23 protein-coding genes and 1 pseudogene are annotated in these 23,127 nt (G+C 71.2%); 17 read left to right on the top strand and 7 right to left on the bottom strand.

Going from position 1 to position 23,127, the window contains the following annotated elements:
• Positions 1 to 112 precede the first annotated feature (112 nt).
• A complete protein-coding gene (locus tag T328_RS15370) occupies positions 113 to 3,220 on the top strand; it encodes an NACHT domain-containing protein (protein ID WP_496496581.1) in 3,108 nt (1,035 codons plus the stop codon).
• Between the two features lie 17 nt (positions 3,221 to 3,237).
• Here T328_RS15370 and T328_RS15365 read toward each other — a convergent pair whose 3' ends face one another.
• Entirely contained in the window at positions 3,238 to 3,945 is a 708-nt protein-coding gene (locus T328_RS15365; RefSeq protein WP_496496580.1) for an HD domain-containing protein, read from the bottom strand.
• A 27-nt stretch (positions 3,946 to 3,972) separates the two neighbouring features.
• Between T328_RS15365 and T328_RS15360 the strand changes: the two genes are divergently transcribed.
• The 8 genes from T328_RS15360 (at position 3,973) to T328_RS15325 (ending at position 9,666) form a co-directional block, all read left to right on the top strand.
• On the top strand, positions 3,973 to 4,689 hold the full coding sequence (locus T328_RS15360) for a copper homeostasis protein CutC (protein ID WP_496496579.1): 717 nt from the start codon (positions 3,973 to 3,975) through the stop codon (positions 4,687 to 4,689).
• A 69-nt stretch (positions 4,690 to 4,758) separates the two neighbouring features.
• Positions 4,759 to 4,998 (top strand): ribbon-helix-helix protein, CopG family, encoded by a 240-nt coding sequence (locus T328_RS15355; protein WP_496496578.1) that lies wholly within the window; start codon positions 4,759 to 4,761, stop codon positions 4,996 to 4,998.
• A 57-nt stretch (positions 4,999 to 5,055) separates the two neighbouring features.
• Positions 5,056 to 5,406, top strand: a complete 351-nt coding sequence (locus T328_RS15350) for a type II toxin-antitoxin system prevent-host-death family antitoxin (protein ID WP_496496577.1) — start codon at positions 5,056 to 5,058, stop codon at positions 5,404 to 5,406.
• Positions 5,407 to 5,691: 285 nt separating this feature from the next.
• Positions 5,692 to 5,937 (top strand): type II toxin-antitoxin system Phd/YefM family antitoxin, encoded by a 246-nt coding sequence (locus T328_RS15345; RefSeq protein WP_496496576.1) that lies wholly within the window; start codon positions 5,692 to 5,694, stop codon positions 5,935 to 5,937.
• 2 nt (positions 5,938 to 5,939) lie between these two features.
• Positions 5,940 to 6,188 (top strand): type II toxin-antitoxin system RelE family toxin, encoded by a 249-nt coding sequence (locus T328_RS15340; RefSeq protein ID WP_496496575.1) that lies wholly within the window; start codon positions 5,940 to 5,942, stop codon positions 6,186 to 6,188.
• Positions 6,189 to 6,394: 206 nt separating this feature from the next.
• A complete protein-coding gene (locus T328_RS15335) occupies positions 6,395 to 7,879 on the top strand; it encodes an FGGY-family carbohydrate kinase (protein ID WP_496496574.1) in 1,485 nt (494 codons plus the stop codon).
• Between the two features lie 150 nt (positions 7,880 to 8,029).
• On the top strand, positions 8,030 to 8,677 hold the full coding sequence (locus T328_RS15330) for a hypothetical protein (RefSeq protein WP_496496573.1): 648 nt from the start codon (positions 8,030 to 8,032) through the stop codon (positions 8,675 to 8,677).
• Complete coding sequence (locus T328_RS15325; protein WP_496496572.1) at positions 8,659 to 9,666, top strand: hypothetical protein; 1,008 nt, start codon at positions 8,659 to 8,661, stop codon at positions 9,664 to 9,666. The genes T328_RS15330 and T328_RS15325 overlap by 19 nt, the downstream gene beginning before the upstream one ends.
• A gap of 444 nt (positions 9,667 to 10,110) precedes the next feature.
• On the opposite strand, the gene T328_RS15320 is transcribed toward T328_RS15325, so the two are convergent.
• A complete protein-coding gene (locus T328_RS15320; RefSeq protein WP_496496571.1) occupies positions 10,111 to 12,174 on the bottom strand; it encodes a HelD family protein in 2,064 nt (687 codons plus the stop codon).
• Between the two features lie 273 nt (positions 12,175 to 12,447).
• Between T328_RS15320 and T328_RS15315 the strand changes: the two genes are divergently transcribed.
• The 6 genes and pseudogenes from T328_RS15315 (at position 12,448) to T328_RS15290 (ending at position 16,979) form a co-directional block, all read left to right on the top strand.
• A complete protein-coding gene (locus T328_RS15315) occupies positions 12,448 to 12,813 on the top strand; it encodes a hypothetical protein (RefSeq protein ID WP_496496570.1) in 366 nt (121 codons plus the stop codon).
• A gap of 90 nt (positions 12,814 to 12,903) precedes the next feature.
• Entirely contained in the window at positions 12,904 to 13,350 is a 447-nt protein-coding gene (locus T328_RS15310) for a hypothetical protein (protein ID WP_496496569.1), read from the top strand.
• 164 nt (positions 13,351 to 13,514) lie between these two features.
• Positions 13,515 to 14,483, top strand: coding sequence for a ketopantoate reductase family protein (locus T328_RS15305; protein WP_496496568.1), 969 nt, complete (start codon positions 13,515 to 13,517; stop codon positions 14,481 to 14,483).
• A pseudogene (locus tag T328_RS15300) lies at positions 14,480 to 14,602 on the top strand (hypothetical protein); the annotation flags it as partial. The gene T328_RS15305 and the pseudogene T328_RS15300, both read left to right, overlap by 4 nt.
• 46 nt (positions 14,603 to 14,648) lie before the next feature.
• Positions 14,649 to 15,764, top strand: a complete 1,116-nt coding sequence (locus T328_RS15295; protein WP_496496567.1) for a hypothetical protein — start codon at positions 14,649 to 14,651, stop codon at positions 15,762 to 15,764.
• A 30-nt stretch (positions 15,765 to 15,794) separates the two neighbouring features.
• Positions 15,795 to 16,979, top strand: a complete 1,185-nt coding sequence (locus T328_RS15290; RefSeq protein ID WP_496496566.1) for an aminotransferase class I/II-fold pyridoxal phosphate-dependent enzyme — start codon at positions 15,795 to 15,797, stop codon at positions 16,977 to 16,979.
• A 7-nt stretch (positions 16,980 to 16,986) separates the two neighbouring features.
• On the opposite strand, the gene T328_RS15285 is transcribed toward T328_RS15290, so the two are convergent.
• From T328_RS15285 to T328_RS15265, 5 genes are all read right to left on the bottom strand, one after another.
• Positions 16,987 to 17,988, bottom strand: coding sequence for a UDP-glucuronic acid decarboxylase family protein (locus tag T328_RS15285; RefSeq protein WP_496496565.1), 1,002 nt, complete (start codon positions 17,986 to 17,988; stop codon positions 16,987 to 16,989).
• 168 nt (positions 17,989 to 18,156) lie between these two features.
• Positions 18,157 to 18,690, bottom strand: a complete 534-nt coding sequence (locus T328_RS15280; RefSeq protein WP_496496564.1) for a GNAT family N-acetyltransferase — start codon at positions 18,688 to 18,690, stop codon at positions 18,157 to 18,159.
• 163 nt (positions 18,691 to 18,853) lie between these two features.
• Positions 18,854 to 19,045 carry a hypothetical protein gene (locus tag T328_RS15275; protein ID WP_496496563.1) on the bottom strand — a complete coding sequence of 64 codons (192 nt, stop codon included), beginning with the start codon at positions 19,043 to 19,045 and terminating at the stop codon, positions 18,854 to 18,856.
• Between the two features lie 246 nt (positions 19,046 to 19,291).
• On the bottom strand, positions 19,292 to 20,764 hold the full coding sequence (locus T328_RS15270) for a DEAD/DEAH box helicase (RefSeq protein ID WP_496496562.1): 1,473 nt from the start codon (positions 20,762 to 20,764) through the stop codon (positions 19,292 to 19,294).
• A gap of 194 nt (positions 20,765 to 20,958) precedes the next feature.
• On the bottom strand, positions 20,959 to 21,162 hold the full coding sequence (locus T328_RS15265; protein WP_496496561.1) for a cold-shock protein: 204 nt from the start codon (positions 21,160 to 21,162) through the stop codon (positions 20,959 to 20,961).
• Positions 21,163 to 21,541: 379 nt separating this feature from the next.
• Here T328_RS15265 and T328_RS15260 point away from each other — a divergent pair, with 379 nt between their 5' ends.
• Together T328_RS15260 and T328_RS15255 are read left to right on the top strand one after the other, a co-directional pair.
• On the top strand, positions 21,542 to 21,751 hold the full coding sequence (locus T328_RS15260) for a hypothetical protein (RefSeq protein WP_496496560.1): 210 nt from the start codon (positions 21,542 to 21,544) through the stop codon (positions 21,749 to 21,751).
• Between the two features lie 29 nt (positions 21,752 to 21,780).
• On the top strand, positions 21,781 to 22,842 hold the full coding sequence (locus T328_RS15255) for a fatty acid desaturase family protein (RefSeq protein WP_496496559.1): 1,062 nt from the start codon (positions 21,781 to 21,783) through the stop codon (positions 22,840 to 22,842).
• The last annotated feature ends 285 nt before the right edge of the window (positions 22,843 to 23,127 follow it).

Raw genomic sequence — 23,127 nt, 5'->3', positions numbered from 1 at the left:
GGCCCGCGTCAAGCCTGACGCGGGCCGGTGGCGTGTCGGCGCGCTCGCTTGGCGTACGGACTGTCACTGCCGTGTGGTTTCCTGCTGTGCAGGGGCAGGGAGGGGTGTGCACATGCTCGCGGAGACGGCGGCGTTACGGCTCGGGACGCTCGTGGCGAACGCCGCGGGGAAGCTGTGGCTGCGCGGCAAGCAGCGCGACCAGGAGCGGCAGCTGGAGATGGAGGAGCTGGTCCGGGTACGGGTCCCGGGCGTGCGGCTCCAGCGCGAGGTCCGGCAGCAGTTCGAGCAGATCACCAACGCGGTGTACGACCGCCTGGACCCGTTCCTGACCCACGCCTTCGACCGCCTGGAGCCCGGCGGCCGGCAGGCGGTCATCGACGCCGTGGCCGATACGTTCGCGCGCGCGGATCTCTCCGACGACGCCCTCCTCGCCGCCGACGCCCAGCCCGCCGAGCTGGTCCGCCGCATCACCGCCTCCGTGCCCGGGCCCGTCGGCCTCGGCGAGGCGGAGACGCGTCTGTATGAGGTGCTCTTCGCCGAGTGCGTCGCGTACTACGTCAGCATCGTGCGCAGCCTGCCCGTCTTCGAGGAGCGTGCGGCGGCCGAACTGCTGGCGCGTACCGCCACGCTGGGCGCCGAGGTGGCGCGGATCCTGGAACGCCTGCCGGACCGTTCGCTGTTCGCGCCGGACGGCTCAGACCAGGACACCGACTTCCTGCGTGAGTACCTGGAGCTGGTCAGCCGGGACCTCGACGAGGTGGAGCTGTTCCGCGGCACGTCCGACCAGGCGACCCCGCAGCGCGTCCGGCTGTCGGTCGCGTACGTGAGCCTGCGCACGACCGGCGACGACGCGAAGCTCCGCCGCCGCACCGTCCGTAGAGCGGTGCCGAAGCTCAGGCCCGACATGAGCAACTGGGAGGAGGGCGGGCACGAAGCCTCCGGCATGCGGGTCGAGGCGGCGTTGAGCGGCGCGTCCCGGGTGCTGCTGCGTGGCGAGGCCGGTTCGGGCAAGACGACGCTGCTGCGGTGGCTGGCGATCACGGCCGCGCGCGGGGGTTTCACGGGTGAGCTGGCCGAATGGAACGGTCTCACGCCGATCTTCGTCAAGCTCCGCGAGTACAGCGGCCGCAAGCCCCCGAACCCGGAGGCGATGCTCGACGGGGTCGCCGGGCCGATCACGGGGATCATGCCGAAGGGGTGGGTGGAGCGCCAACTTCGAGCGGGCACGGCGCTGCTCCTGATCGACGGCGTGGACGAGTTGCTGGGCCGGGAACGGCAGGCGGTCCGCGACTGGCTGCGCAAGCTGCTCGGCCAGTACAAGGGCCTGCGCGTGGTCGTGACGTCCCGTCCCGCGGCGGCCGGTGCGGACTGGCTGCGCCGCGAGGACTTCACTGCGCTCCACCTGGACCGGATGACGCCGCCCGACCTGGCGGCCTTCGTACGGCGGTGGCACCAGGCCGTACGCGAACTGGGCGGCGAACTGCCCTGCGCGGTGGACGACATCCCGCAGTACGAACAGTCCCTCCTCACCAGCCTTAAAGACCGCGCCCACCTGCAGTCCCTCGCGAGCACCCCACTGCTCGCGGCCATGCTCTGCGCGATGCACCTCAACCGGGGCCGCCAACTGCCGCGCGACCGGATGGAGCTGTACCGCAACGCTCTGCACACCCTCGTCCACGACCGGGATGCGGACCGGAACGTACCGAGTGCGGCGGACAGCAGGCTGAGCCTCGGTGACAAGCTGGTCATCCTGAGGGATCTCGCGTGGCGGTTGTCGGACAACTACCGGAGCGAGATCGACGTGGAGCGGGCGGCTGGGTACGTGGCCGCGAAGCTGCGGGGGATGCGGCACCTGGATGTGCTGGACGGCGGTGTGGTATTGGGCCAGCTGCGGCAGCGTTCCGGGATCCTGCGGTCGCCTGCGGAGGACCGCATCGATTTCGTACACCGGACTTTTCAGGAGTACCTGGCCGCCGAGGAGGCGGCGGAGGAGGACCGTATCGGCAACCTGGTCGAGCGGGCGCATCTGGACCTGTGGCGAGAGACGATCATCATGACCGCCGGCCACGCGAACGCGCGCCAGCGGGAGGAGCTGCTCGGCGGCATCCTGGACCGCGCGGAGGAGGAGCCCCGGCACGCGCGCACACTGCGGCTGCTGGCGGCGGCGTGCCAGGAGACGCTGCCGTCGGTGTCGGGCGGGTTGGCGGACCGGTTGGACGAGGCCGTGACCGCGCTGCTTCCGGCGAGGCGGAAGACGGACCCGCCGGCGCTGGCCGCGGTGGGGCCGACGTTGCTGCGCTGGCTGCCGACGTCACTGGAGGAGCTGACGGAGAAGGCGGCGGCGCAGACGGTACGGACGGTGGCTCTGATCGGGGGCGAGCAGGCTCTGGCCATGCTGGAGGGTTACGTAGGGGACGAGCGCTGGTGGGTCGTCTACGAACTCATCCATGCCTGGGACTACTTCGACGCGGAGGTCTATGTCGACCGCGTGCTCAGCCGACTGCCGCTGGCGGAACGCATGGTGATGATCAATCATTCTGGTCAGCTCCATGCAGCGCGCCGCTTGGGTGCCCTGACAGACGTCGTTGTCACCTGCCCCCAGCGCGAACTTGAGTTCGTGGTCGACTTTCCGCCCCTCCGGGAGTTGTGGACGACCCGGTTGTCCGGAGAAGCCGATCTGTCGGTCCTCCGCGACCATTCACGCCTGAGGAATCTCTCATTGCACGGCACCATGTCTGTCCGCGGGGTATCGGCCCTCGCGGACCTCACTCACCTGGAGTGGCTGGGGCTCCCCGCCTCCGAGGCCATGGATCTGGACCTGGACATACTGCGACGTATTCCCAAGCTAACGGGCATCAAGCTCTTCGAAGCGGGGGTGACGGGCCTTGGCCCGCTTACCACCCTCACAGGCGTGCAGCACGTGACGCTCGTGGGAGTCGGCTGGTGCACGCTTCGGGGGTTCGACGAACTGGAGGGCATGACCCGTCTTCGTGGGGTGGAACTCTACAATCTCAACGGCCACGCGTGGCTCACGAGCGTGAAGAGCGTCCCGCCGTCGTTGACGGACTTGGCGCTGTACAACTGCGTCGTGTTGCCCGACCGTCAGACCTTCACGCGGTTCAGCAGCCTCAGAAGGGTGACCTTCCACGCCTGTCGCACCCCCGATGGCACGCCCGTCACCACCCTCGACGTCCCGGGGGTGAGCGTCCGCGTCAAGTGACCTCTCGCCCAACCCCCCTACACCCCCAGCAGCTCCAGCTCCGTCCCCACGTTGTGCCGCGCCGCCGCCTCCCATCGCCCGTACCCCGTCTCCGTACGGAACAGCCGCGGCAACCCCAGCAACTGCCGCAGCACCGCCGCCCGCCCCTCCCGAAACGCGTCGTCCGGCACAAAGCCGTACTCCTCCCGGACCGCCGCCGCATACGCCGCGTACTCCGCCGGCGTGCCCGCCAGCACCGCCAGGTCCGCGTCGCACAGCACCTCGCCGTTGCGGTCGTCCGCCCGCGGGTCGTGGCTCACCGTGAGCCGTACCAGCCGCGCCACCTCCGCGACCCGTTCCTCTCCAACTCCCGCCTCCGCGAGGGCGACCTGCGCGAGACGCGCGCTGCGCTCCTCGTTCTCGCTCCGGTCCGGCCGGTAGACGGCGTCGTGGAACCAGGCCGCGAGGCGCACGGCGTCGGGGTCGTCGGCGTGGTCGGCCAGTTCGTCGATGCGGTCGAGGACGGCCTTCAGGTGTGCCGCGGTGTGGTAGTGCCGTTGCGGCTCACCCCACCGTTCCAGCAGGTTCTTGCCGTACGGAACGGGGTCGGGCCGCTCGGCGCCGGTCTGGCAGCGGGTGAGGAGGGTGGTCCAGCGGTCGAGGAGGGTGGGGGCGGGCGGCTCGGCGGCCGATCCGGCGGGCGGTCCGGCGGGGGACTCGTCTACGGGGGCTGGCATGGTCACCATTCTGCGCGATATGGCAGGCTGTGCTGCATGTCTAGACCAATGCTGCTTGAGGTCATCGCCCTGAACGCCGCCGACGCCGCCGCCGCGGAGGCGGGCGGCGCCGACCGCCTTGAGCTGGTCACGGACATGGCGGCCGACGGGCTCACCCCGTCGCGCGCGACGGTCGCCGCCGTACGGGCCGCGGTGGACATCCCCGTACGCGTCATGCTCCGCGCCGAGGACGGCTTCGCCGCCGGGGACGTGGCGGCGCTGGCGGCGCGGGCGGGGGCGTTGCGGGCGGAGGGGGCGGAGGAGTTCGTCCTCGGGTTTCTGGACGAGGCGGGTGGGCCGGATCTGGCGGCGATGGGGCGGCTGCTGGCGGCGGTGGGGGAGGTGGGGGAGGTGGGGGACGGCTGCCGGTGGACGTTCCACCGGGCGATCGACCGGGCGGCAGACCGGGACACGTTGCGGAAGCAGCTCGCGGGGCTGCCGGGTCTGGACACGTACCTCACCGCCGGCTCCCCGAACGGCGTCGCCGACGGCCTCGCGGTGCTGGTCGCGGAGGCGGCCCGCGCGGTGGCGGGCGAGCCCGGCTACGAGCCGCGCATCATGGCCGGCGGCGGCCTGACCACGGCCCACGTCCCCCGGCTCCGCGCGGCGGGCCTGGATGCCTTCCACGTCGGCGGCGCGGTCCGCCCGGAGGGCTGGTCGGGGCCGGTGTCGGCGGAGTCGGTCGAGGAGTGGCGCACGCTGCTGGACAGCTGACCGCACCGTGGTTGGCGGGGCCGGGTGCGCACACCGGCGGCGTAATACGTTGCGCATTACGCTGGCCTCGTGACCGTACGGACCATCAGTTTCCGCCCGGACGCCGCCACGCGCCGCGAACTCGACGCGCTGGCGACCATGCGCGACGTGACGGTGTCCGACGCCATCAGGCAGGCGGTGCACGAGGCGTACGTCCGCGAGCAGTGCCGCCAGGCGGCGGCCGAGGTGCAGGAGTGGCGCCTGGACCCGGCGTACGAGGCGGAGGCGGTCGCGGTGCGGGAGGACATGGACGACCTGCGTGCGTGGTGACATGTACCGCCTGCGCGCGCCGAAGCACCAAGTGGGGCACGAGTAGCGGGATCGAAGATGAGTGATGTGGGGATCGGCGAGGCTGGCGCCCGGCTGGAGATGCTGGTGCAGCAGTGCGCGGCCGGACGGGAACGGGTGGTCATCACCGGCGACGGCGGCGAGCCGGCGGCCGTGCTGATCAGCGCTGAGGAACTCGCAGACCTTGACGACCGCCTGGTGCTCGCACTGTACGAGCTGCGCAAGGCCCGCGGCACGGTGGAGACCGAGTCGCACGATGAGGTGGTGCGCGCGGTGTACGCGGGGGAATACGGCGCACGGCCAGGGCGCCGCGTGAGGCACCGGGTCGAATACGACCGGGGCGTCAAGGAGAAGATCGCCGCGTACAGCAAGGAGGATCCCCGGGCGTAGACCAGATCTTCGACGCGATCAACGCGCTGGCCTGGGACCCGTGACCGCGCCGGGCGATGACGTGGTCCACCATCACCGTGTTCCACATCGGCAACGTGTAGCAGCCACGTCTGGCCCGACTGGCCTGCGTCGATGGGCTCCCGGACCCTCTGGTTGTCGGAGGGGCGGCCTACCCTGGGGCGGGTGTGCGGGGAACGGGTTCCGCTGCCGGGCGGGTTCCGCCGCCGCGCGCGGTGGCTTCGGGCTGCTGGGCAGCGCGGGGTAACCTTGTGTACACTTCTGGGTATGGCTGTGCTACCGGTAAAAGAAGCGCGCGGGAAGTTCGGCACGTTGGTGCGCGACGCCGTCGTCGACGGCACCAGCACCTACATCTCGCTCAACGGCAAGACCTCGGCCGCCGTCGTGTCGGTTCAGTACCTTGAGGACCAGGAGGACACCATCGCCGTGCTGGAGAACGAGTTGCGCCGTGCCCGTGGCGAGGAAGTCCCCACCTTCGCGCTCGATGACGTGAAGCGCGAGCTGGGCCTGTAGAAGTGGAAGTACGCTTCACCGACAAAGCCAAGAACCAGCTCGCCGCCTACATGCGCGACGGCGACGCCGAGGGCCTGAAGGAACTGATCGGCGAGCTGGAGGCGTTGGTCGATGACCCGCGCCGCGGCGTGCGCTGGGGACCGTTCCACTGGCGACTGCGCGTCGGCCGTTATCGCGCCGTGTACGCCTGGCAGGAGGGCCAGATCATCATCCTGGTCATCCATGTGGGCCGCACCGAAGACCAGCAGTGAGCTACTGAACGGGCCGTCTCCTGCCGGCCGGACACCGGCAGCCCACCGGTCGCTCCGCCCCTGCCCCCGGGTCCGCCACCCTCGCCCCCGGGTCCGCCGCCCCGCCCCCGGAAGAAGCGGCCCCTCGGCACGGTGGAGATCACCAAGGCCAACGCCGAGGACGTCTACGCCACGTACGACATGAGCGGAAAGGTCGACTGACACCCATGGGGCTCCTCCTCGGCATCGACATCGGCACCTCCTCGTCCAAGGGCGTGCTCGTCCGCGACGACGGCACGCTCGTCGCCCAGGCCGTACGCGAACACGCCACCGCCTCACCGCGGCCGGGCTGGGTCGAGCACGATGCCGAGGAGGTGTGGTGGGCGGACTTCACCGCACTGGCCGCTGAGCTGACGGCGGCGGCGGGGGAGGGGGTCGACGCCGTCGGCGTCAGCGGGATCGGGCCCTGCCTCCTGCCCGTGGACGAGGCCGGCACCCCGCTGCGCCCCGCGATCCTCTACGGCGTCGACACCCGCGCCGGCGCCGAGATCGAGGCGCAGACCGCCCGCTACGGCGGCGAGGCCGTGATCGCGCAGTGCGGCTCGCCGCTGACCAGCCAGGCCGTGGGCCCGAAGCTGGAGTGGCTGCGCCGGCACGAGCCGGAGGTCTACGCCCGCACCCGCCGCTGGTACATGGCCAGTTCGCTGCTCGCGCACCGGCTCACCGGCGCGTACGTCCTGGACCACCACTCGGCGAGCCAGTGCACGCCGCTGTACGACCTGCGCGAGCGGCGCTGGATCGAGGAGCGGTGCGAGGAGATCGCCCCGGGCCTCACCTGGCCGGAACTGGTCTGGCCGGCCGACGTGGTCGGCGAGGTCACCCGGGCTGCCGCGAGGGAGACCGGCCTGCCCGCCGGGATCCCCGTCGTCGCCGGCACGGTGGACGCCTGGGCGGAGTCCACGGCGGTCGGCGCCACCGGCGCGGGGGACCTGATGCTGATGTACGGCACGACGATGTTCCTGGTGAACGTGGTCGAGCAGCCGGTCGCCAGCCCGAAGCTGTGGGGTACGGCGGGCGCCTTCGCCGGCACGTACTGCCTCGCCGCCGGCATGGCCACCTCCGGCGCCGTCACCGGCTGGCTGCGCGACCTCACCGGCTCCGACTACGCCACCCTCGTCGCCGAGGCCGCCGGCGTCCCGCCGGGCGCCGAAGGGCTGCTGATGCTCCCGTACTTCGCCGGCGAGCGCACCCCCCTCTTCGACCCCGACGCCCGCGGCCTCGTGCACGGCCTCACCCTCCGCCACACCCGCGGCCACCTCTACCGCGCCGCCCTGGAGGCCACCGCGTACGGCGTACGCCACAACCTCGCCGCGATGACCGAGGCCGGCGGCGAACCCGCCCGCCTCGTCGCGGTCGGCGGCGGCGCCCGCGAACTGTGGACCCGGATCGTCTCCGACGTCACCGGCAAGGAGCAGCAGATCCCCCGCCACCTGGTCGGCGCCGCCTACGGCGACGCGTTCCTCGCCGCCGTCGGCGCCGGCACGGCGTCCCCGCCGGACATCGCCACCTGGAACCCGGTCGAGTCGACGGTGACCCCGGACCCCGCCGCGGCCCCCGTCTACGAGCAGCTCTACGCCCACTACCTGGACCTCTACCCGGCCACGAGGAACACCGCCCACGCCCTGGCCGCCCGCCAGCACGCGGACGCCTGAACAGACCGGGAGGAAGGTCCGTATCACGCGGTTGTGGCGGCACAGTTGCTTTCCCGCCATCGAAGACGCGACCTCCCGTCGCTAATCTCGTTGAGGCACGACGGGGGCAGGTGCTCCCCTCCCACATGCGACGGAGGGAATGACCGCACGATGAAAGCGCGTAGAGCACGAACAGCCGGCGCGTCCGCGGCAGCCGCGGTCGCGCTGCTGCTGGCCGGATGCGGCGGTGACGACGGGGGCTCATCCGGCGACAAGATCGAGGGCGCGCAGTCGGGCGACAAGGAGCCGTCCGCCGAGCCGTCCGCGGACGAGCCCGGGGCGCCGGAGTTCGACCTCCCGGAGGACGTGGAGGTCGAGATCGCCGAGGACGCGACGGGCGACGAGAAGAAGGACGCGATCCTGCGGGACCACGGCCATGCGCTGATGGCCCAGCAGGAGTCGTACGCCGCGACCGAGGCCACACCGAACTTCACGCTGTACTGGGACGGCGAGGCCGCCGCCACGTTCGAGGCCGACTTCGCCGCGTACCGCAAGGACGGCGTCACCATCACCGGGCTCGACGTCTTCTACTTCCGCGAGGTCACCTCGCTGAAGGGCGACCGCGCCGTCGTCGCGTACTGCGAGGACCAGAGCAAGGCGTACCTGAAGAACGCCGAGACCGGAAAGGTCGACAAGACCCCGGCCGACCTGGACTCCTTCATCGACGCGCGCGCCACGATGGAGAAGAGCGGGGCCGGCTGGAAGGTCGTGGACTACCAGGCAACCAGGGGGAGCAAGGAATGTCGCGACGAAGCCTGACACACCGCACGCACCGCACGCACCGAACCCGCGCCACCGCCACGGTCGCCGCGCTGACCTGCGGACTGCTGCTCGCCGCCGCCGGCGGGGCGGCGGCGAACCGGGAGACCGGGACCACCACGCCCGGCGCGGACACCGGTGACGGCGACATCGGCTCAAGCGTGCAGTTCACCTACCACAGCCCGGGCGGCGGTCAGCCGATGACCAGCTCCAGCGGCGACTGGTCACCGCCGGTGTGCTGGTTCGAGCCCCGCTACACCAACCAGGAGCTGTACGAGCACAACGAGGAGCTGGAGGACAAGGGTCCGCTGGAGGGCATCGACCACGACACCGCGGACAACCGGGAGGAGGAGACCAACGCCCACAAGGGCAAGGACGGCATGTGGTGGGAGCGCACCCCGATGATGTCGCCGCGCTCCTGCGAGATCGGCGAGCTGTGGATCTGGGTGGACCGCGGCGACCCCGACCCGCCGGCCGATGCCGTCGACCCGGAGATCCTCGCGGGCCTGGCGTACGACCGGACCAAGCTCCCGGCGCCGCCGGTCGACCTGAAGCCCAACGAGGACCGCAACGTGGTCAACCTGCCCACGAAGATCGAGTTCAGCGAGCCGCTGGACCGCGTCTGGACGACGGCCAGCCTCGCCAACGCGCAGGCCGGCGTCGACATTGCGGCCACCACCGTCGCCGAGCCGGTCTCGCTGCGCATCGACGCGGGCACGGAGTACGCGGACCCGGCCTCCTGCACGTACGACCTGGTGCCGGCGGACGGCGGCTACCAGGTGAACAGCGAGGGCTCCGGCTGCAACATCACGTACCGCAAGTCCTCGGGCGACGGTACGTACCCGATGGAGGCGCAGATCGTCTGGGACGTCACCTGGAACCCGACGGCGAGCCCGGACGGGGAGCCGCAGAACGGCGACCTGCCCGACGGGCTGTCGACCTCGGAGCAGGACGTGACGGTGAAGGAGATCCAGACGGTCGTCCGCTGACCTCGCTCTTTGCCGTCAAGAACGCATCCGGAGGCGTGAGAGATCGCGTCAAGGTTTCGTGCAGACGCAGTCGCTAACGTGTGCTGTGCCGTTCCGGTACGCATGTTCGCGGACAGAGATGGGGTCTCCGACGCGTTTCATCGCGAAGGCTAGGGGAGTGGTCGTCGCCACCGGCGGCGTCGTCGTCACGGCGGTGCCTGCGTTGGCCGACTGCATCTCTACCTGAACCGGAACCGCCGCCGCGGAGGACGCTCCGCGGCGGCCCACACACGCCCCGGCACCGCTGCCCCCCGTCTCCCGACGTCGCGGTGCCGGGGTCGTCGGCGTTCCTCAGCCGCCCGGACTGGCCGTCGTCACAGACCGGCCGTGAACAGCAGCCGGTTCGGGTGTGTTCGGCCCCGGGTTGTTCTCGACCTGCCTGTGCTGCGATCGGGGTGCGGTGATTCAGACGGGCGCGCCAAGCGCCCCCGGCAGCGGCTCCGCGTGCAGCACCGTCAGGCCCGACACCGCGCGCGTGAGGCACACGTAGAGCCGGCGCAGCCCCGTCCGCTCGTCCGGTTCCGCCGCGACGATCGCCGCCGGGTCGTCCAGCACCACGTAGTCGTACTCCAGGCCCTTCGCCAGCGACGCCGGCACCAGCGTCAGCCGCGCCGCCGACGTCGTCTCCTCACCCGGCGACAGATACGCCAGCCCCGCCGCGTCCAGCGCCGCCCCCACGGCCGCCACCCGCCCGTCCGCCGCGATCAGGCCCACCGAGCCCTCCCGGCCGGCCAGCACCGACCCGCACGCCGCCGCCACCGCCCCGGCCAGCGCCGCCGGCGCCACCTCCCGTACCGCCAGGTCCCCCGCCGACTCCCGGATCGACGTGGCCTCCGCCAGCCCCGGCGCGATCGACGGCAGCAGCCTCGACGCGTACGCGATCACCTCCCGCGGCACCCGGAAGCCCTGCGTCAGCTCCTCCACCGCCGCCGTCGGCTTCCCCAGGTGCGCGAGCGCCACCGCCCAACTCTCCGTCGCCCACGGCGTCGTCCCCTGCGCGATGTCCCCCAGCACCGTCGCCGACCCCGTCGAACACCGCCGCCCCACCGCCCGGTACTGCATCGGCGACAGATCCTGCGCCTCGTCCAGCACCACGTGCCCCAGCGACGGCGTCCGCTCCACCACGTCCCGCGCCTCGTCGATCAGCACCGCGTCCGCCGCCGACCACCGCGCCGACCGCACCCCGCGCGGCGCCTTCTCCCACAGCAGCAGCCGCTGCTCCGCCGCGTCGAGCACCCCCTCCGCGTGCGCCGCCAGGAAGCCGGGATCCGACAGCAGCCGCAGCACCACCTTCGCCGGATCCACCGCCGGCCAGATCGCCTTCACGGCCGCCTTCACCGCCGCGTTCCGCGCCACCGCGTCCTGCACCCGGTCGTCCGGCGCCTCCCCGGCGCGCTCCATCCGTACCAGCACCGCGTGCGCGATGCGCTGCGGCAGCGCCTCCCGCGCCGCCCCGTACCGGATGTCCCGCTCCAGCAGCTCCCGTACCAGCTCCGCCACCTCGTACGCCGGCACCCGCCACCGCCGCGACCCGCGCACCACCACGACCGGCTCCGTCGGCATCGTCACCCCGGCGCGCACCGCCCGCCGCAGCACCTCCGCCATCCGCGCGTCGCCCTTGAGCCGCGCCACCGGCGCACGATCCGCCCCGCGCACCTCCACGTGCGCCACCAGCTCCGCCACCGTCGCCTGCTTCACCTCCAGCTCGCCCAGCGTCGGCAGCACCTGCTCGATGTAGCGCAGGAAGGAGTCGTTCGGCCCGATCACCAGCGTCCCCGTACGCGCCAGCCGCTCCCGGTGCGCATACAGCAGATACGCCACCCGGTGCAGCCCCACGGCCGTCTTCCCCGTCCCCGGCGCGCCCTGCACGCACACCGTCCCGCCGATCTCCGCCCGTACGATGACGTCCTGCTCCGGCTGGATCGTCGCCACGATGTCGCGCATGGGGCCGACGCGCGGGCGCTCGATCTCCCGCTGCAGCAGCGCGCTCGACTTCGCCGCCTCGGCCGGGTCGGTCAGGTGCTCGTCCTCGTACGCGGTGATCTCCCCGCGGTCGTACCCGAACCGGCGCCGCAGCGCCACGTCCATGGGCTCCTTCTTCGACGCCCGGTAGAACGGCTGCGACACCGGCGCCCGCCAGTCGACCACCATCGGGTCCCCGTCGGCGTCGTGCACGTGCCGCCGGCCGATGTAGAAGCTCTCCCCGGGGTCGCCCTCCGCCTGCTCGGCGCCGGGCGCGTGGGTGTAGTCGAGCCGCCCGAAGAACAGGGGGGTGTCGGCGAGGTCGGCGAGCGCCTTGATGCGCAGGTCGATCTCGGACTGCAGCACCTCGGCGTTGACCCAGTTCGCGGTCACGTCGGTGATGTCCAGCGCCTCGGCGTCCGCGCGCATGGCGCGCAGGGCGGTACGGGAGGCGGCGAGGTGGGCGCGTTCGTGCTCCAGGGGAGCGGCGGGGGTGGGCGCGGACATGGCGGTACGAGCCTCCGGCGGCTGGCGGTACGGGCACGGGCGTGGCGTGGGCCGCCGGTTTCCGACCGGCAGGCGGCACTCCCGGCGAAACGGCCGGTGAGGCGGGGGCAGACGCGCGAGCCTACGCGCGGGGCGGGGGCGGGTCCAACGATTTTCGCCGCGGGCCCGAATGGCCGGTACTGCGCTGGCCACGGTCGCGCTGGCGCAGTTGTCTGAACGCCGACAACCCATGAATCCCGCTACGGGATACGAACCCCGAAGGAGCCACGCAGCATGCGAAGAAGACGCTTGACCTCCGCCCTTGCCTCCCTCACCCTGGCCGCCGCCCTCGGCACCACGGCCACGGCCACCGCCGCTCCGGCCGCCGACACCCCCACCGCGGCGCCCTTCTGCACCACCGGGTACGTGTGCGTCCACCACGACGGCGTCGTCACCCTCGTCCCCGAGGGTGCCGACCACGCCTTCGACCCTCCCGTGAAGCTGGTGGCGGCCGTCAACTCCACCAAGACCGGGTACTGCCTCGCCGGCAGCTTCAACCGCGGCCTGGGTGCGGGCGAGGTCTGGGAGCCGACCTCCGGCTACACCCTGTCCCGCCTGGAGCCCTCGGGATCGGGGTTCTGTCTGACGACTGACGGTTGACGGCTGGCCAACGGCGCTGTCCGAAATCCCCGGTGCCGGGATCTATCGTTCCGCCCTACGCTGGTCGGGCTCCCTGCTGAGAGCGGTCTGATGACTGAGTTGGCGAGTGCCGTGCTAGGGGCGTTACTGGCGACGATCGGAGGCTTCTTCGCCGTCCGGAGGGTTGCGAAATGGCAGACCGATAGAACGATCGCCGCAACCTTGATCGCCGAGTATATGGCCCGGTACTCGGCGCCGGACTTCATGGAGACCAGGGACTCTGTCGACATCTGCCTTTCCGGAATGCGTGATCTGCCGATGGACCAACGGGTGGAACGGTTCAGCGCGATCTGCCGTCGTGAAGATCCGGATTCGGTGAGGCTGTACAACCGGTTGCATGCGATGTCGATGTTGTTCGCCGAGATGGGGGTGGGCTTCCAGCGGGGTCTGATCGACGCCGAGGGCCTGGCGATATTCGATCGGATCCTGCCGTACTACTGGTGGGAACTGACCCCGTTCATCGCTGGCCTGCCACCTGTCGCACGGCTTCCCGATTGACACGACACGGCCGTTGGCACATCAACCCCTGGTCTTCTTCAGTAAGTTCGGCTACGCGTACAACCAGATGGTGGCGCACGGCATCGCCCGGGAGCCGGTGCCGCGACCTTTGCCGCGGCAGTCGGAGGCACGACCGGAATGGTATGACACGGGAGTGAAAGGCCATGCGACGGTGGCTTGTCGTCGGTGCTGGGGGCATCGGAGGCTATTTCGGGGGTCTGCTCGCACATGCGGGTGCGGACGTCACCTTCCTCGCCCGCGGCGAGCACCTCGCGGCACTGCAGCGGGACGGGTTGCATCTGGAGACGGTGGACGGTGCGTACCACGTCCCGCGGGTGCGGGCGCGTGCCGGGGTGACGGGAGAACGGCCGTACGACGTGGTCCTGTTCTGTGTGAAGACGTATGACAACACCACCGCAGCCGCCGGGATCGCGCCCGCGGTCGGTGCCGGCACGGTGGTGATCTCGGTGCAGAACGGCATCGGCAACGACGACGTGCTGCGGGCGTCGCTGCCGGGTGCGCAGGTGTTCCCCGGGCTCGCGCACATCGTGTCCGCGCGCGTCGCGCCCGGTCGGATCCGGCAGTCCGGGGGACCGAGGACCCTGGTCTACGGCGATCCCGTGCATCCCGACCGGGAGGTGCTGCGAAGCATTGAGGCGGAACTGCGATCGGCGGGAGTCCTCGCCACCGCCTCGACGGACATCCTGCGGGACCAGTGGTCGAAGTTCGCGTTCATCGTCGCGTTCTCCGGGATGACCACCTTGTGCCGGACGCCGATCGGTCCGATTCTGCACGACGAGGCGGCGATGCTCCTTTACCGGCGGTGCGTCGCCGAAGCCGTCGCCGTCGCCCGCGCGGTGGGGGTCGCCACCACGGAGGAGGCGGTGCTGGCACGCACCGAGGCCTATCGCGGGGCACAGGAGGGGGCGACATCGTCGATGCTGAGGGATCTGCTCGCCGGGCGTGCTACCGAGGTGGCTTCGCTGAACGGCGCGATCGTCGAACTCGCCGCCGCGCACGGCATCGACACACCGGTCAACACGGCCATCCGCACCGCTGTCACCCTCGCCGAGGGGAACGGCGACAGCGGCCGGGGAACAGGAGAAGTGCAGGAAAGGGCGCTGTCATCGTGAACCACGCCGACTTACCCGATCGTGCCGACCTCGCCGCCGAGACGGCCGTCGTCATCGGCGCCGGCCTTGGTGGATGTTTCCTGGCCCTGGAACTGCGCCGGCGGGGGTACGGGGAGGTGCTCCTGCTGGAACGGCTCCCGGAGATCTGCGGAGTCGGGCCGACGCGTGGTGACCGAGATCCATGCCGGCGGCGAGTACCCGTTCGACCCGCGCAGCGCCGTCGACTGCCTGCATGGACTCGCCGCCCTCCAACGGGTGCTGCCCGCGGAGGCGGTGACGAAACCCCGGACCCACATGCTCATCGCCACCGGCACCGCGGCGGCCGGGATGGACGGGCAGCGGTACACCGCGCTGCTGAGGCACCTGCAGGCCGAGTACGAGCAGATGGTTCGTCGGGATCCGAGCCTGGAGCAGGACATCTGTCCGGTCGGCGAGTTCTGGCGGCGGCTCGCCCCGGACGAGTACGCCGACCTGGTCAACGTGGACAGCGGGTTCGTGACACCGCAGCGCGGGGTGCACCCCGACGTCCTCGTCGCCACGATCACGCGGATGCTTCAGCGTACGGGCGTCGAGGTACGGGCCCGACACGACGTCCGCCGGGTCGTCCGCCGCGGGCGCGGTCAGTTCCGGGTGGAGGCCGTCACCGAGGCGGGGGCGCGGACCTTCGACGCGTCGCAGGTCGCTCTCGCCAACCACGTCCGGGGCTTCGCGCTGGAGCGGGGGGTGGCAGACGACGGTTTCTCGCCACCGGAACGGGTGCATGTCGCGCTGCGGCTGATCGCCGATGTCGAGTACCGACGGCCCCGCCCCTTCCCGGCGCCGACCCGGCTGATGCTGGAGGGCGATTTCGGGGCCATGGACGCACCACTCGGCGCCACACATGGCCTGGTCTATCACCCGCCGCTGTCGCACCTGGCGCTGACCGAGCTGTCACCCCCGTACATCGTGCCGGCCGATTGGCTGGACCGCGTCGAGCATCCCGCCGATGCCGACGCCGACCGGGCACGGCACCTGGTGGCCCGTGCCGCCGAGATCGCGTATCCCGCCCTGCGGGAGGCCGTCGTGCGGCAGCCGCGCATCGCGATTGCCGTGAACAGCGTGGCCGACTCCCGGGTGCGCCGGAACATGGGAGTCCGTATACCGACCCGCGACTGTGTCAGCCTCGCGTTCACCACCAAGGCCACCACCACCGCCCTCAACGCCGCCCTCGCCGCCGATCACCTCGCCGCCGACGCCCGACGCCGGCATGCCCGGTTGCCGGCGGCCGACGTCCCCCGGTAGATGCCGCGGGCAGTGGGTAGGGTCGAAATCATGGAAGCCGTCGCCGAGCAACTGCCGGACTTCGACCTCACCGACGACGATCTGCGCCGGCGCGGCGACAAGAAGTGGCGCGACTGCCCTCCGGACACCATCCCCGCCTCGCTCGCCGAGATGGACGTCTCGCCGGCCCCTGTCGTCGTCGCGGCCCTTCGGGAGGCGGTCGACGCCGGCATGGTCGGCTACTCCACCCTCACCGGCAGTGTGCTCCCCGAAGTCCTGGCCGGGTGGCTGCACCGGAATTTCGGCTGGCGACCCGAACCCCGCAACGTCGTCCTCACCGGTGACGCCGTCATCGGCGTGGCACTCGCGATCGAGACGCTGTGCGCGGACGCGCCGGTCGTCGTACCGGTCCCGTGCTACCCGCCGTTCGTCGCCGCCGTTCCCCGGGCCGGACGACGTCTCGTCGGTGTGCCGTGCTCCCTGGACGGCGGCCGGTACGTTCTCGATCTTGACGCCGTCGAGTCCGAGCTGGCCGCCGGCGCGCGCACCATCCTGCTGACCAATCCGCACAACCCTCTCGGCCGCAGCTGGTCGCGATCCGAACTCACCGCCCTCCGGCAGGTGGCCGACCGGCACGGAGCCCGGGTGGTCAGCGACGAGATTCACGCTCCGCTGGTCCTGCCCGGCGCCGTCCACGTCCCGTACGCCACGATCGACCCTGACCGCCACATCACCGTCATCGCCGCCTCGAAGGGGTGGAACATCCCTGGCCTCAAGTGCGCGCAGATCATCACCGGATCAGCGGTGGACGCGGCCGCACTCCGGGCATTGCCGAGGGCCGCCAACCGCGGCGTCTCGTCGCTCGGCGTCGCCGCGGCCGTCGCCGCCTACCGCGACGGCGATCCCTGGCGTGCCGCGCTCGTCTCCCACCTGCACGAACGTCGCGAACAGTTCGGCCGGCTCCTCGCCACCCACGTACCCCACGTGATCTGGCATCCGGGCGAGGCCACGTACCTCGCCTGGGTCGAGCCGCCCGGCCAGCCGGAACCGGCGGCCATCGCCCTCCACAAGGGAGGGGTCCTCCTCGACGCTGGTACGACGTACGGCCCACCCCCCGGCACAGCCCCTGGCGGCACCCGCAACCCGGGCTATGCCACCTCGGTCCGCGTGAACATCGGCACCAGTGCGGAACGCCTGGAACGCATCGTGCTCGGCCTTGCCCGGGCCTGGGCCTGAAGAGACGTCAGCCCGGAGTGGACGATCTCGCCGACGCCATCCAGGGGATGGTGCGGCGGAGTCCTTCGGTGAGGCCGACGCGGGGTGTCCAGGACAGCAGGCTGCGGGCCAGGGCGATGTCGGGGCAGCGGCGGCGTGGATCGTCGACGGGGAGGTCCCCGGACTCGATCGACGACGGCGAGCCACACAGATCGCGGATGCGCCGAGCCAGGTCCAGCATGGTGATCTCGTCGGTGCTGCCGATGTTGACCGGGCCTGGATGATCACTGGCGGCCAGGGCGAGCAGGCCGTTGACCGTGTCGGTGACGTAACACAGGGAGCGGGTCTGGGAGCCGTCCCCGTAGACGGTGAGTGGTAGTCCGGCGAGCGCCTGGCTGATGAATGCCGGGACGGCGCGGCCGTCGCCCGGTCGCATGCGCGGCCCGTAGGTGTTGAAAATCCGCGTGATAGCGGTGTCGGTGCCGTTGTCGCGGCGGAAGGAGGCCGTCAGGGCCTCGGCATATCGCTTCGCCTCGTCGTATACGCTGCGCGGGCCGACCGGGTTGACGTTGCCGCAGTAGCTTTCCCGTTGCGGATGCTCCGACGGGTCCCCGTACACCTCGGACGTCGAGGCGAGCACGAAACGTGCCTGCTTCGCGTCGGCCAGCTCCAGGAAATGAAGTGTACCGAGGGCGCCGGCCTTGAGCGTCATGAGCGGCAGTTCGGCGTAATCCCGTGGCGAGGCCGGTGACGCCAGATGCAGCACGTAGTCGACGACGCCGTCCAGGCTGTACGGCAGGATCACGTCGTGAGCGATCAACTCGAAGCGCGGACTGTCGATGAACGCCGTCAGGTTGGCCGTCCTCCCGGTCGAGAGATTATCGATCCCGACCACGAGGGCACCCAGCCGAAGAAGTCGTTCACAGAGATGGGAACCGATGAATCCGGCGGCTCCGGTCACGACGACGCGGCGCCCGGCGAACACGGTCCCGTCGAGGACGGACGCCGTTCGCGGTAAGGGGACCTCCACAGAAGGACTCCTTCTCGGGCGTCGAGGATCGCTGCGCGGCCCGTGGGGAATGCCGGCTCATTCTCATTTTCCCGCATCCAGGGGTCTGCCGGAATGATGGATTTCTGCCTTTCTGTGACCGGGTGCAGAGCGAGGACGGCACCAGCCTCGTGCGCAGACGCGGGTAGGTCAGTTCCCGAGTTTCTTCTGGAACCAGGCGACGTCCCAGAACCTGCCGAACTTCCGCCCGACCTCCTCGTACACCCCGACGGGCCGGAACCCGAAGCGCAGATGGAGCCGCTCCGACGCCTCGTTGGGCAGGGCCACGCCGGCGAGGGCCAGGTGTACGTCCTCCTGCTCCAGCACCTCGAAGAGCGCCGTGTAGAGCAGGCCCCCGACGCCCCGGCCCACGTGCTCGGGCGCCAGGTAGACGCTGGTCTCGACGGAGGTCGAGTACGCCGGTTTCGGGCGGAACGGGCTGCTGGTCGCGTAGCCGAGGATCTTGCCGGCCTCCTCCGCCACGAGCAGCCGGTGCGGCCCCCGGTCCGGGTGGGACGTCAGCCACGGGCGGCGCTGCTCGACGGTGAGTGGCTCGATGTCGAAGGTGATCGGCGTCTCGACGACATAGTGGTTGTAGATGCGGGTCAGCTCGTCCAGGTCGCTGTCGGCGCCCGGCCGTATCCGCGTGTCCGCGTCGTCTTCCCTGTTCACGGCGGTGCGCATGCGGCGATCGTAATAAGCCCTCGTTACGTCCCTGTTTCCTCACCCCACCCGACGAGCCCAGGGCACCCGAGCCACCGGGGCGCCAACGTGCTCGCGCGGAGCGGCCAACGAGTCCGAAGCCCCGGTCGGTGGCCGCCGGCCCGTCATCCGTGAGATTCGCGCGTCAGTTGCGCGCTGCGGCGTTGATGCCCAGGCCGATGAGCAGACCACCGGTGGCCCTGCGCTGCCGCCGCCAGAGCCTGAGGTTGTGCATGAGCCGCCGGCCCAACGGTCCGACCACGAAGGCGACGACGATGTCCGCGGCGGTGTTGAGAAACACGCTGATGAGACCGAAGATCGCGACCTGCAGTGCCACCGGGCCGTTCTCCGGCTGGCAGAACTGTGGCAGGAAGGTGAGGAAGAACAGCGCCGTCTTCGGGCGGCGGCCGTGAAAGCGAGAAGCTGCATGTGATCCGGCACGAGTACACGGTAACCGAGGCCTGGAGAGTGACCAGGCGGCGGCTCATGGCACCAGCGCCGGCGTTACCGAGCGGCGCCGGGTTCCGAGCCTCGTGCTGCCGCCCGGCCTCCATCAGCGTGGCGGCCGGGCCGGGCTGTGGCGCTACGCCGCCGCCCTGCGCGGCGCCGTCTTCTCCGGGAGGCGGGTGCGGCGGGACGCGTGCTGGGTCTGGGCGGGGTTGCCGCGTCGGCCGTTGCCTCCTGCGGCGTTCTTGCGCTTGACGGGCCGCACGGCCGCCGCGGCGGCTGCGGTGGGGGTGACCGGGATGCCGGAGGGGGTACGGGCGCCGGTGATGCGGGCGAGTTCCGTGCTGCCGGGCTGGATGCTCGTGACGTGTGCGGTGATGCCGGCGGTCGTGGTCAGGCGGGTCATCTCGCGACGCTGGTCCGGCAGGACGAGGGTGACGACCCTGCCGGACCCGCCGGCGCGGGCGGTGCGGCCACTGCGGTGGAGGTAGTCCTTGTGGTCGACGGGCAGGTCGACGTTGACGACCAGGTCGAGGTCGTCGATGTGGATTCCGCGCGCGGCGACGTTGGTGGCGACCAGCGCGGTGGTGTCTCCGCGCTTGAACTGTTCCAGGGTGCGGTTGCGCTGGGACTGGGACTTGCCGCCGTGCAGCGCGGCGGCCTTCACCCCGTTGGCCAGCAGGTGCCGGGTCAGCCGGTCGGCGCCGCGCTTGGTGTGCAGGAACAGCAGCACGCGGCCGTCGCGGGCGGCGATGTGGGTGGCGGCCGTCCGCTTGTCGCCGTCCGCGACATGCAGCACGTGGTGCTCCATAGTCGTCACGGTCGCGGCCGACGGGTCGACCGAGTGGACGACCGGGTCGGTGAGGAAGCCCCGTACCAGCCGGTCGACGTTGCGGTCCAGCGTGGCCGAGAACAGCATCCGCTGGCCGTCGGCCCGCACCTGCCGCAGCAGGGCGGTGACCTGGGGCAGGAAGCCCATGTCGGCCATCTGGTCGGCTTCGTCCAGCACGGTGATGCGTACCTGGTCCAGGTGGCAGTCCCCGCGGTCGATCAGGTCGCGCAGCCGTCCCGGGGTGGCCACGACCACTTCCGCGCCGTCGCGCAGCGCGGCGGCCTGCCGCGCCTGGGACATGCCGCCGACCACCGTGGCGAGCCGCAGATGCGCTGCCCGGGCGTAGGGGGTGAGGGCCGCGGTGACCTGCTGGGCCAGTTCGCGGGTGGGTACCAGGATGAGTGCGAGCGGGCGGCGGGGGGTGGCGCGCCGGCCGGCGGTACGGGCCAGCAGGGCCAGGCCGAAGGCCAGGGTCTTGCCCGAGCCGGTGCGACCGCGGCCGAGGACGTCCCGGCCGGCCAGGGAGTCGGGAAGGGTGGCCGCCTGGATGGGGAACGGCACGCTCACACCCTGGTGATGCAGCGTCGTCAGCAAGACGGCCGGCATGTCCAGGTCGGCGAACGACGCGGCCGGGGGCAGCGCGGGCGTGGTGCTCGCCGGCAGCGCGAACTCACCCTGCACGGCGGCGGGTTTCCCGCGACCGGGCCGGCGCGGAGTCTGACCACGCGAACGGCGACGGGCCGGGCTGTCGGGGGCACGGCGGGTGTTGCGGTTCATGGGAACCTCCTCGTCACGGCGCGTGCCGAGGAGATCCCGGCGGAGACGAGCCGCACGGAAGCCGCAGGAACGGGCCGGGGAATGGGCGAACGGCGGCGCGGTGCGAAGAGCGCTCCGGCCGCAGGGCACGGGCCCGCGCGGTACAGCCGCGCCGGCCCGTGCTCGTGACTTGCGCCACGTCCTCGGATCAGGGTTCAGATGATGGTGATGTTCTCCGCCTGCAGGCCCTTCTGCCCCTGGGTGGCGTCGAACTCCACCCGCTGGCCCTCGGCCAGCTCGCGGAAGCCCTGAGCGTTGATGTTGGAGTGATGGGCGAAGACGTCGGCGCCGCCGTCGTCCTGGGCGATGAAGCCGAAGCCCTTTTCACTGTTGAACCACTTCACGGTGCCGGTGGCCATGTCTTTTTCTCCTTTTGGTGGCTGTTCCGGAGATCCGCACGGTGCGCGATCCCGCGTCGCCGCGATGATTACCCGATCCGGAAAGCACCGAAAAAACAGAAATGCGCCTGAAGCTCAAAGCCAGCAGGCGCACACAAAGTACATGGGAACCAAAACTGCAACTGCCGCCCAGCGTAGCACGGGCGACCCACGAACTGGTTCCGCAGGCCGCAGGCCGCAGGGCCAACCCCACGGTGATCCGAGACTGCTTCCCGATGGGGCCCGGGGCGGGGGCGCGGCCCGCTTTCGGCGTCCGGTGATCTCCGGCTCTTTGACATCGGCGCGGAAAATACGTCCAATGGGGCGTAAGGGCCTCCGGCCCATGGCATGAAGGACTGGCATGCGCGATCTTCTCGATCGGCCGCGCACAATCGAATCCCGGCAGCGGGTGCTTGGCACCGAGTACGCGACGGTGATCCGCGCGATCGTCGCGAGAGCCGGTGGAGTCAGTCAGGCGGCGACCCTGCTGGGGCTGGATCCCAAGACGGTTCGGGCCTCCGGTCCCGCCCCGCCGCCGTCCCTCCGGGACGACCGGCGGGAGACCACGTAACGCACCACCGGAGAACAGGACTTACCACCATGACCCCATCCGCAGCCCCTTCAGCCCATGCCCGGCCCCCGAACGGGTCCGGCAGTGACTCCGGCAGTGACTTCGCCCAGTTGGCGAAGAAGATCTCAGACGCCGGGCTGATGGCCCGCCGCCCCGGCTACTATGCGGTCCGGATCACGGCCGTGATCGCGAGCTACGCCGCTGCCTGGACCGTCTTCGGCTTCGTCGGTGCCAGTTGGTGGACGCTGGCGGTCGCCGCCGCACTCGCCGTGGTCTTCGGCCAGGTTGCCCTGGTCGCCCACGATGTGGCGCACCGCCAGGTCTTCCGGCTGCGCCGGGCCAGCACGGCGTCCGGCCGGATCGCCGGCGCCGCCATCGGCATGGGCTACGAATGGTGGCAGGACAAGCACACCCGCCACCACGCCAACCCCAACCACGAAGAGCGCGACCCCGACCTCGCCCCCGACATCCTGGTCTGGACGCCCGAGCAGGCTCGCGCCGCCCGCGGGCTGCCCCGTCTGCTCGGCCGCTGGCAGGCCGCGCTGTTCTTCCCGCTGCTCACCCTGGAGGGCGTCAACCTGCATGTCGCCGGCGTCCGTGCGCTGGCCGGCCGCCAGGTCAAGCACCGGACGTTGGAAGGCACCCTGCTGTTCGGGCACATCGCGGCGTACCTCGCGGTGCTGTTCCTGGTCCTGCCGCCCGGCATGGCGTTCGCCTTCCTGGCCGTCCACCAGGGTCTGTTCGGCCTCTACCTGGGCTCCGTCTTCGCCCCCAACCACAAGGGCATGCCGACACTGTCCGGCCACGACCTCCCGGACTTCCTTCGCCGCCAGGTGCTCACCTCCCGCAACGTGCGCGGCGGCCGGCTCACCGACCTGGCGCTGGGCGGGCTGAACTACCAGATCGAGCACCACCTCTTCCCGAGCATGCCCAGCCCGCATCTGGCGAAGGCGCAGGCCATCGTCCGGCGTCACTGCCAGGAACTGGGTGTGTCCTACGCGGAGACAGGGCTGTTCACCTCGTACAAGCAGGCTCTGCGCAGCCTCCACGAGGCCGGTGCCCCGCTGCGCCGCCCCGCGCGGGCGTCCTGATACGTCGTCGTAGCCGAGCCGCCGGGCCGCCGGGCCGCCGGGCCGCCGGGCCGTCGGGCCGTCGGGCCGTCGGGGCGGCGTACCGCTCCTGGGCCTGGACGAGACTCGGACACCTCCAGTCCGGTCCCTAGACATCGCCGCAGGACGTGCGGGGCCGCCTTCGCTGCCCCGTGGTGACCTGCGGGCGAGGAGTAGACTGAGGACACCGAAGGCAATTCGTGCGCAAGCTGCAGTGCCTGTGCCGTTTTCGGCGCATACGAGCCCGGGGCGAGGCGAATCCCGCCC

This window comes from Streptomyces sp. CNX435, assembly GCF_059570575.1.
Note: the sequence above shows the minus strand (reverse complement) of the source record. Positions and strands in the feature narration are given on the sequence as shown.

Excerpts from the sequence above, each read along its gene's own strand:
- T328_RS15260 (WP_496496560.1), top strand. The coding sequence starts at position 21,542 with ATGCGCGATCTTCTCGATCGGCCGCGCACAATCGAATCCCGGCAGCGG.
- T328_RS15370 (WP_496496581.1), top strand. The coding sequence starts at position 113 with ATGCTCGCGGAGACGGCGGCGTTACGGCTCGGGACGCTCGTGGCGAAC.
- T328_RS15360 (WP_496496579.1), top strand. The coding sequence starts at position 3,973 with ATGTCTAGACCAATGCTGCTTGAGGTCATCGCCCTGAACGCCGCCGAC.
- T328_RS15310 (WP_496496569.1), top strand. The coding sequence starts at position 12,904 with ATGACTGAGTTGGCGAGTGCCGTGCTAGGGGCGTTACTGGCGACGATC.
- T328_RS15365 (WP_496496580.1), bottom strand. The coding sequence starts at position 3,945 with ATGGTGACCATGCCAGCCCCCGTAGACGAGTCCCCCGCCGGACCGCCC.
- T328_RS15270 (WP_496496562.1), bottom strand. The coding sequence starts at position 20,764 with ATGAACCGCAACACCCGCCGTGCCCCCGACAGCCCGGCCCGTCGCCGT.
- T328_RS15265 (WP_496496561.1), bottom strand. The coding sequence starts at position 21,162 with ATGGCCACCGGCACCGTGAAGTGGTTCAACAGTGAAAAGGGCTTCGGC.
- T328_RS15350 (WP_496496577.1), top strand. The coding sequence starts at position 5,056 with ATGAGTGATGTGGGGATCGGCGAGGCTGGCGCCCGGCTGGAGATGCTG.
- T328_RS15315 (WP_496496570.1), top strand. The coding sequence starts at position 12,448 with ATGCGAAGAAGACGCTTGACCTCCGCCCTTGCCTCCCTCACCCTGGCC.
- T328_RS15325 (WP_496496572.1), top strand. The coding sequence starts at position 8,659 with ATGTCGCGACGAAGCCTGACACACCGCACGCACCGCACGCACCGAACC.
- T328_RS15255 (WP_496496559.1), top strand. The coding sequence starts at position 21,781 with ATGACCCCATCCGCAGCCCCTTCAGCCCATGCCCGGCCCCCGAACGGG.
- T328_RS15305 (WP_496496568.1), top strand. The coding sequence starts at position 13,515 with ATGCGACGGTGGCTTGTCGTCGGTGCTGGGGGCATCGGAGGCTATTTC.
- T328_RS15345 (WP_496496576.1), top strand. The coding sequence starts at position 5,692 with ATGGCTGTGCTACCGGTAAAAGAAGCGCGCGGGAAGTTCGGCACGTTG.
- T328_RS15330 (WP_496496573.1), top strand. The coding sequence starts at position 8,030 with ATGAAAGCGCGTAGAGCACGAACAGCCGGCGCGTCCGCGGCAGCCGCG.
- T328_RS15335 (WP_496496574.1), top strand. The coding sequence starts at position 6,395 with ATGGGGCTCCTCCTCGGCATCGACATCGGCACCTCCTCGTCCAAGGGC.
- T328_RS15280 (WP_496496564.1), bottom strand. The coding sequence starts at position 18,690 with ATGCGCACCGCCGTGAACAGGGAAGACGACGCGGACACGCGGATACGG.
- T328_RS15290 (WP_496496566.1), top strand. The coding sequence starts at position 15,795 with ATGGAAGCCGTCGCCGAGCAACTGCCGGACTTCGACCTCACCGACGAC.
- T328_RS15320 (WP_496496571.1), bottom strand. The coding sequence starts at position 12,174 with ATGTCCGCGCCCACCCCCGCCGCTCCCCTGGAGCACGAACGCGCCCAC.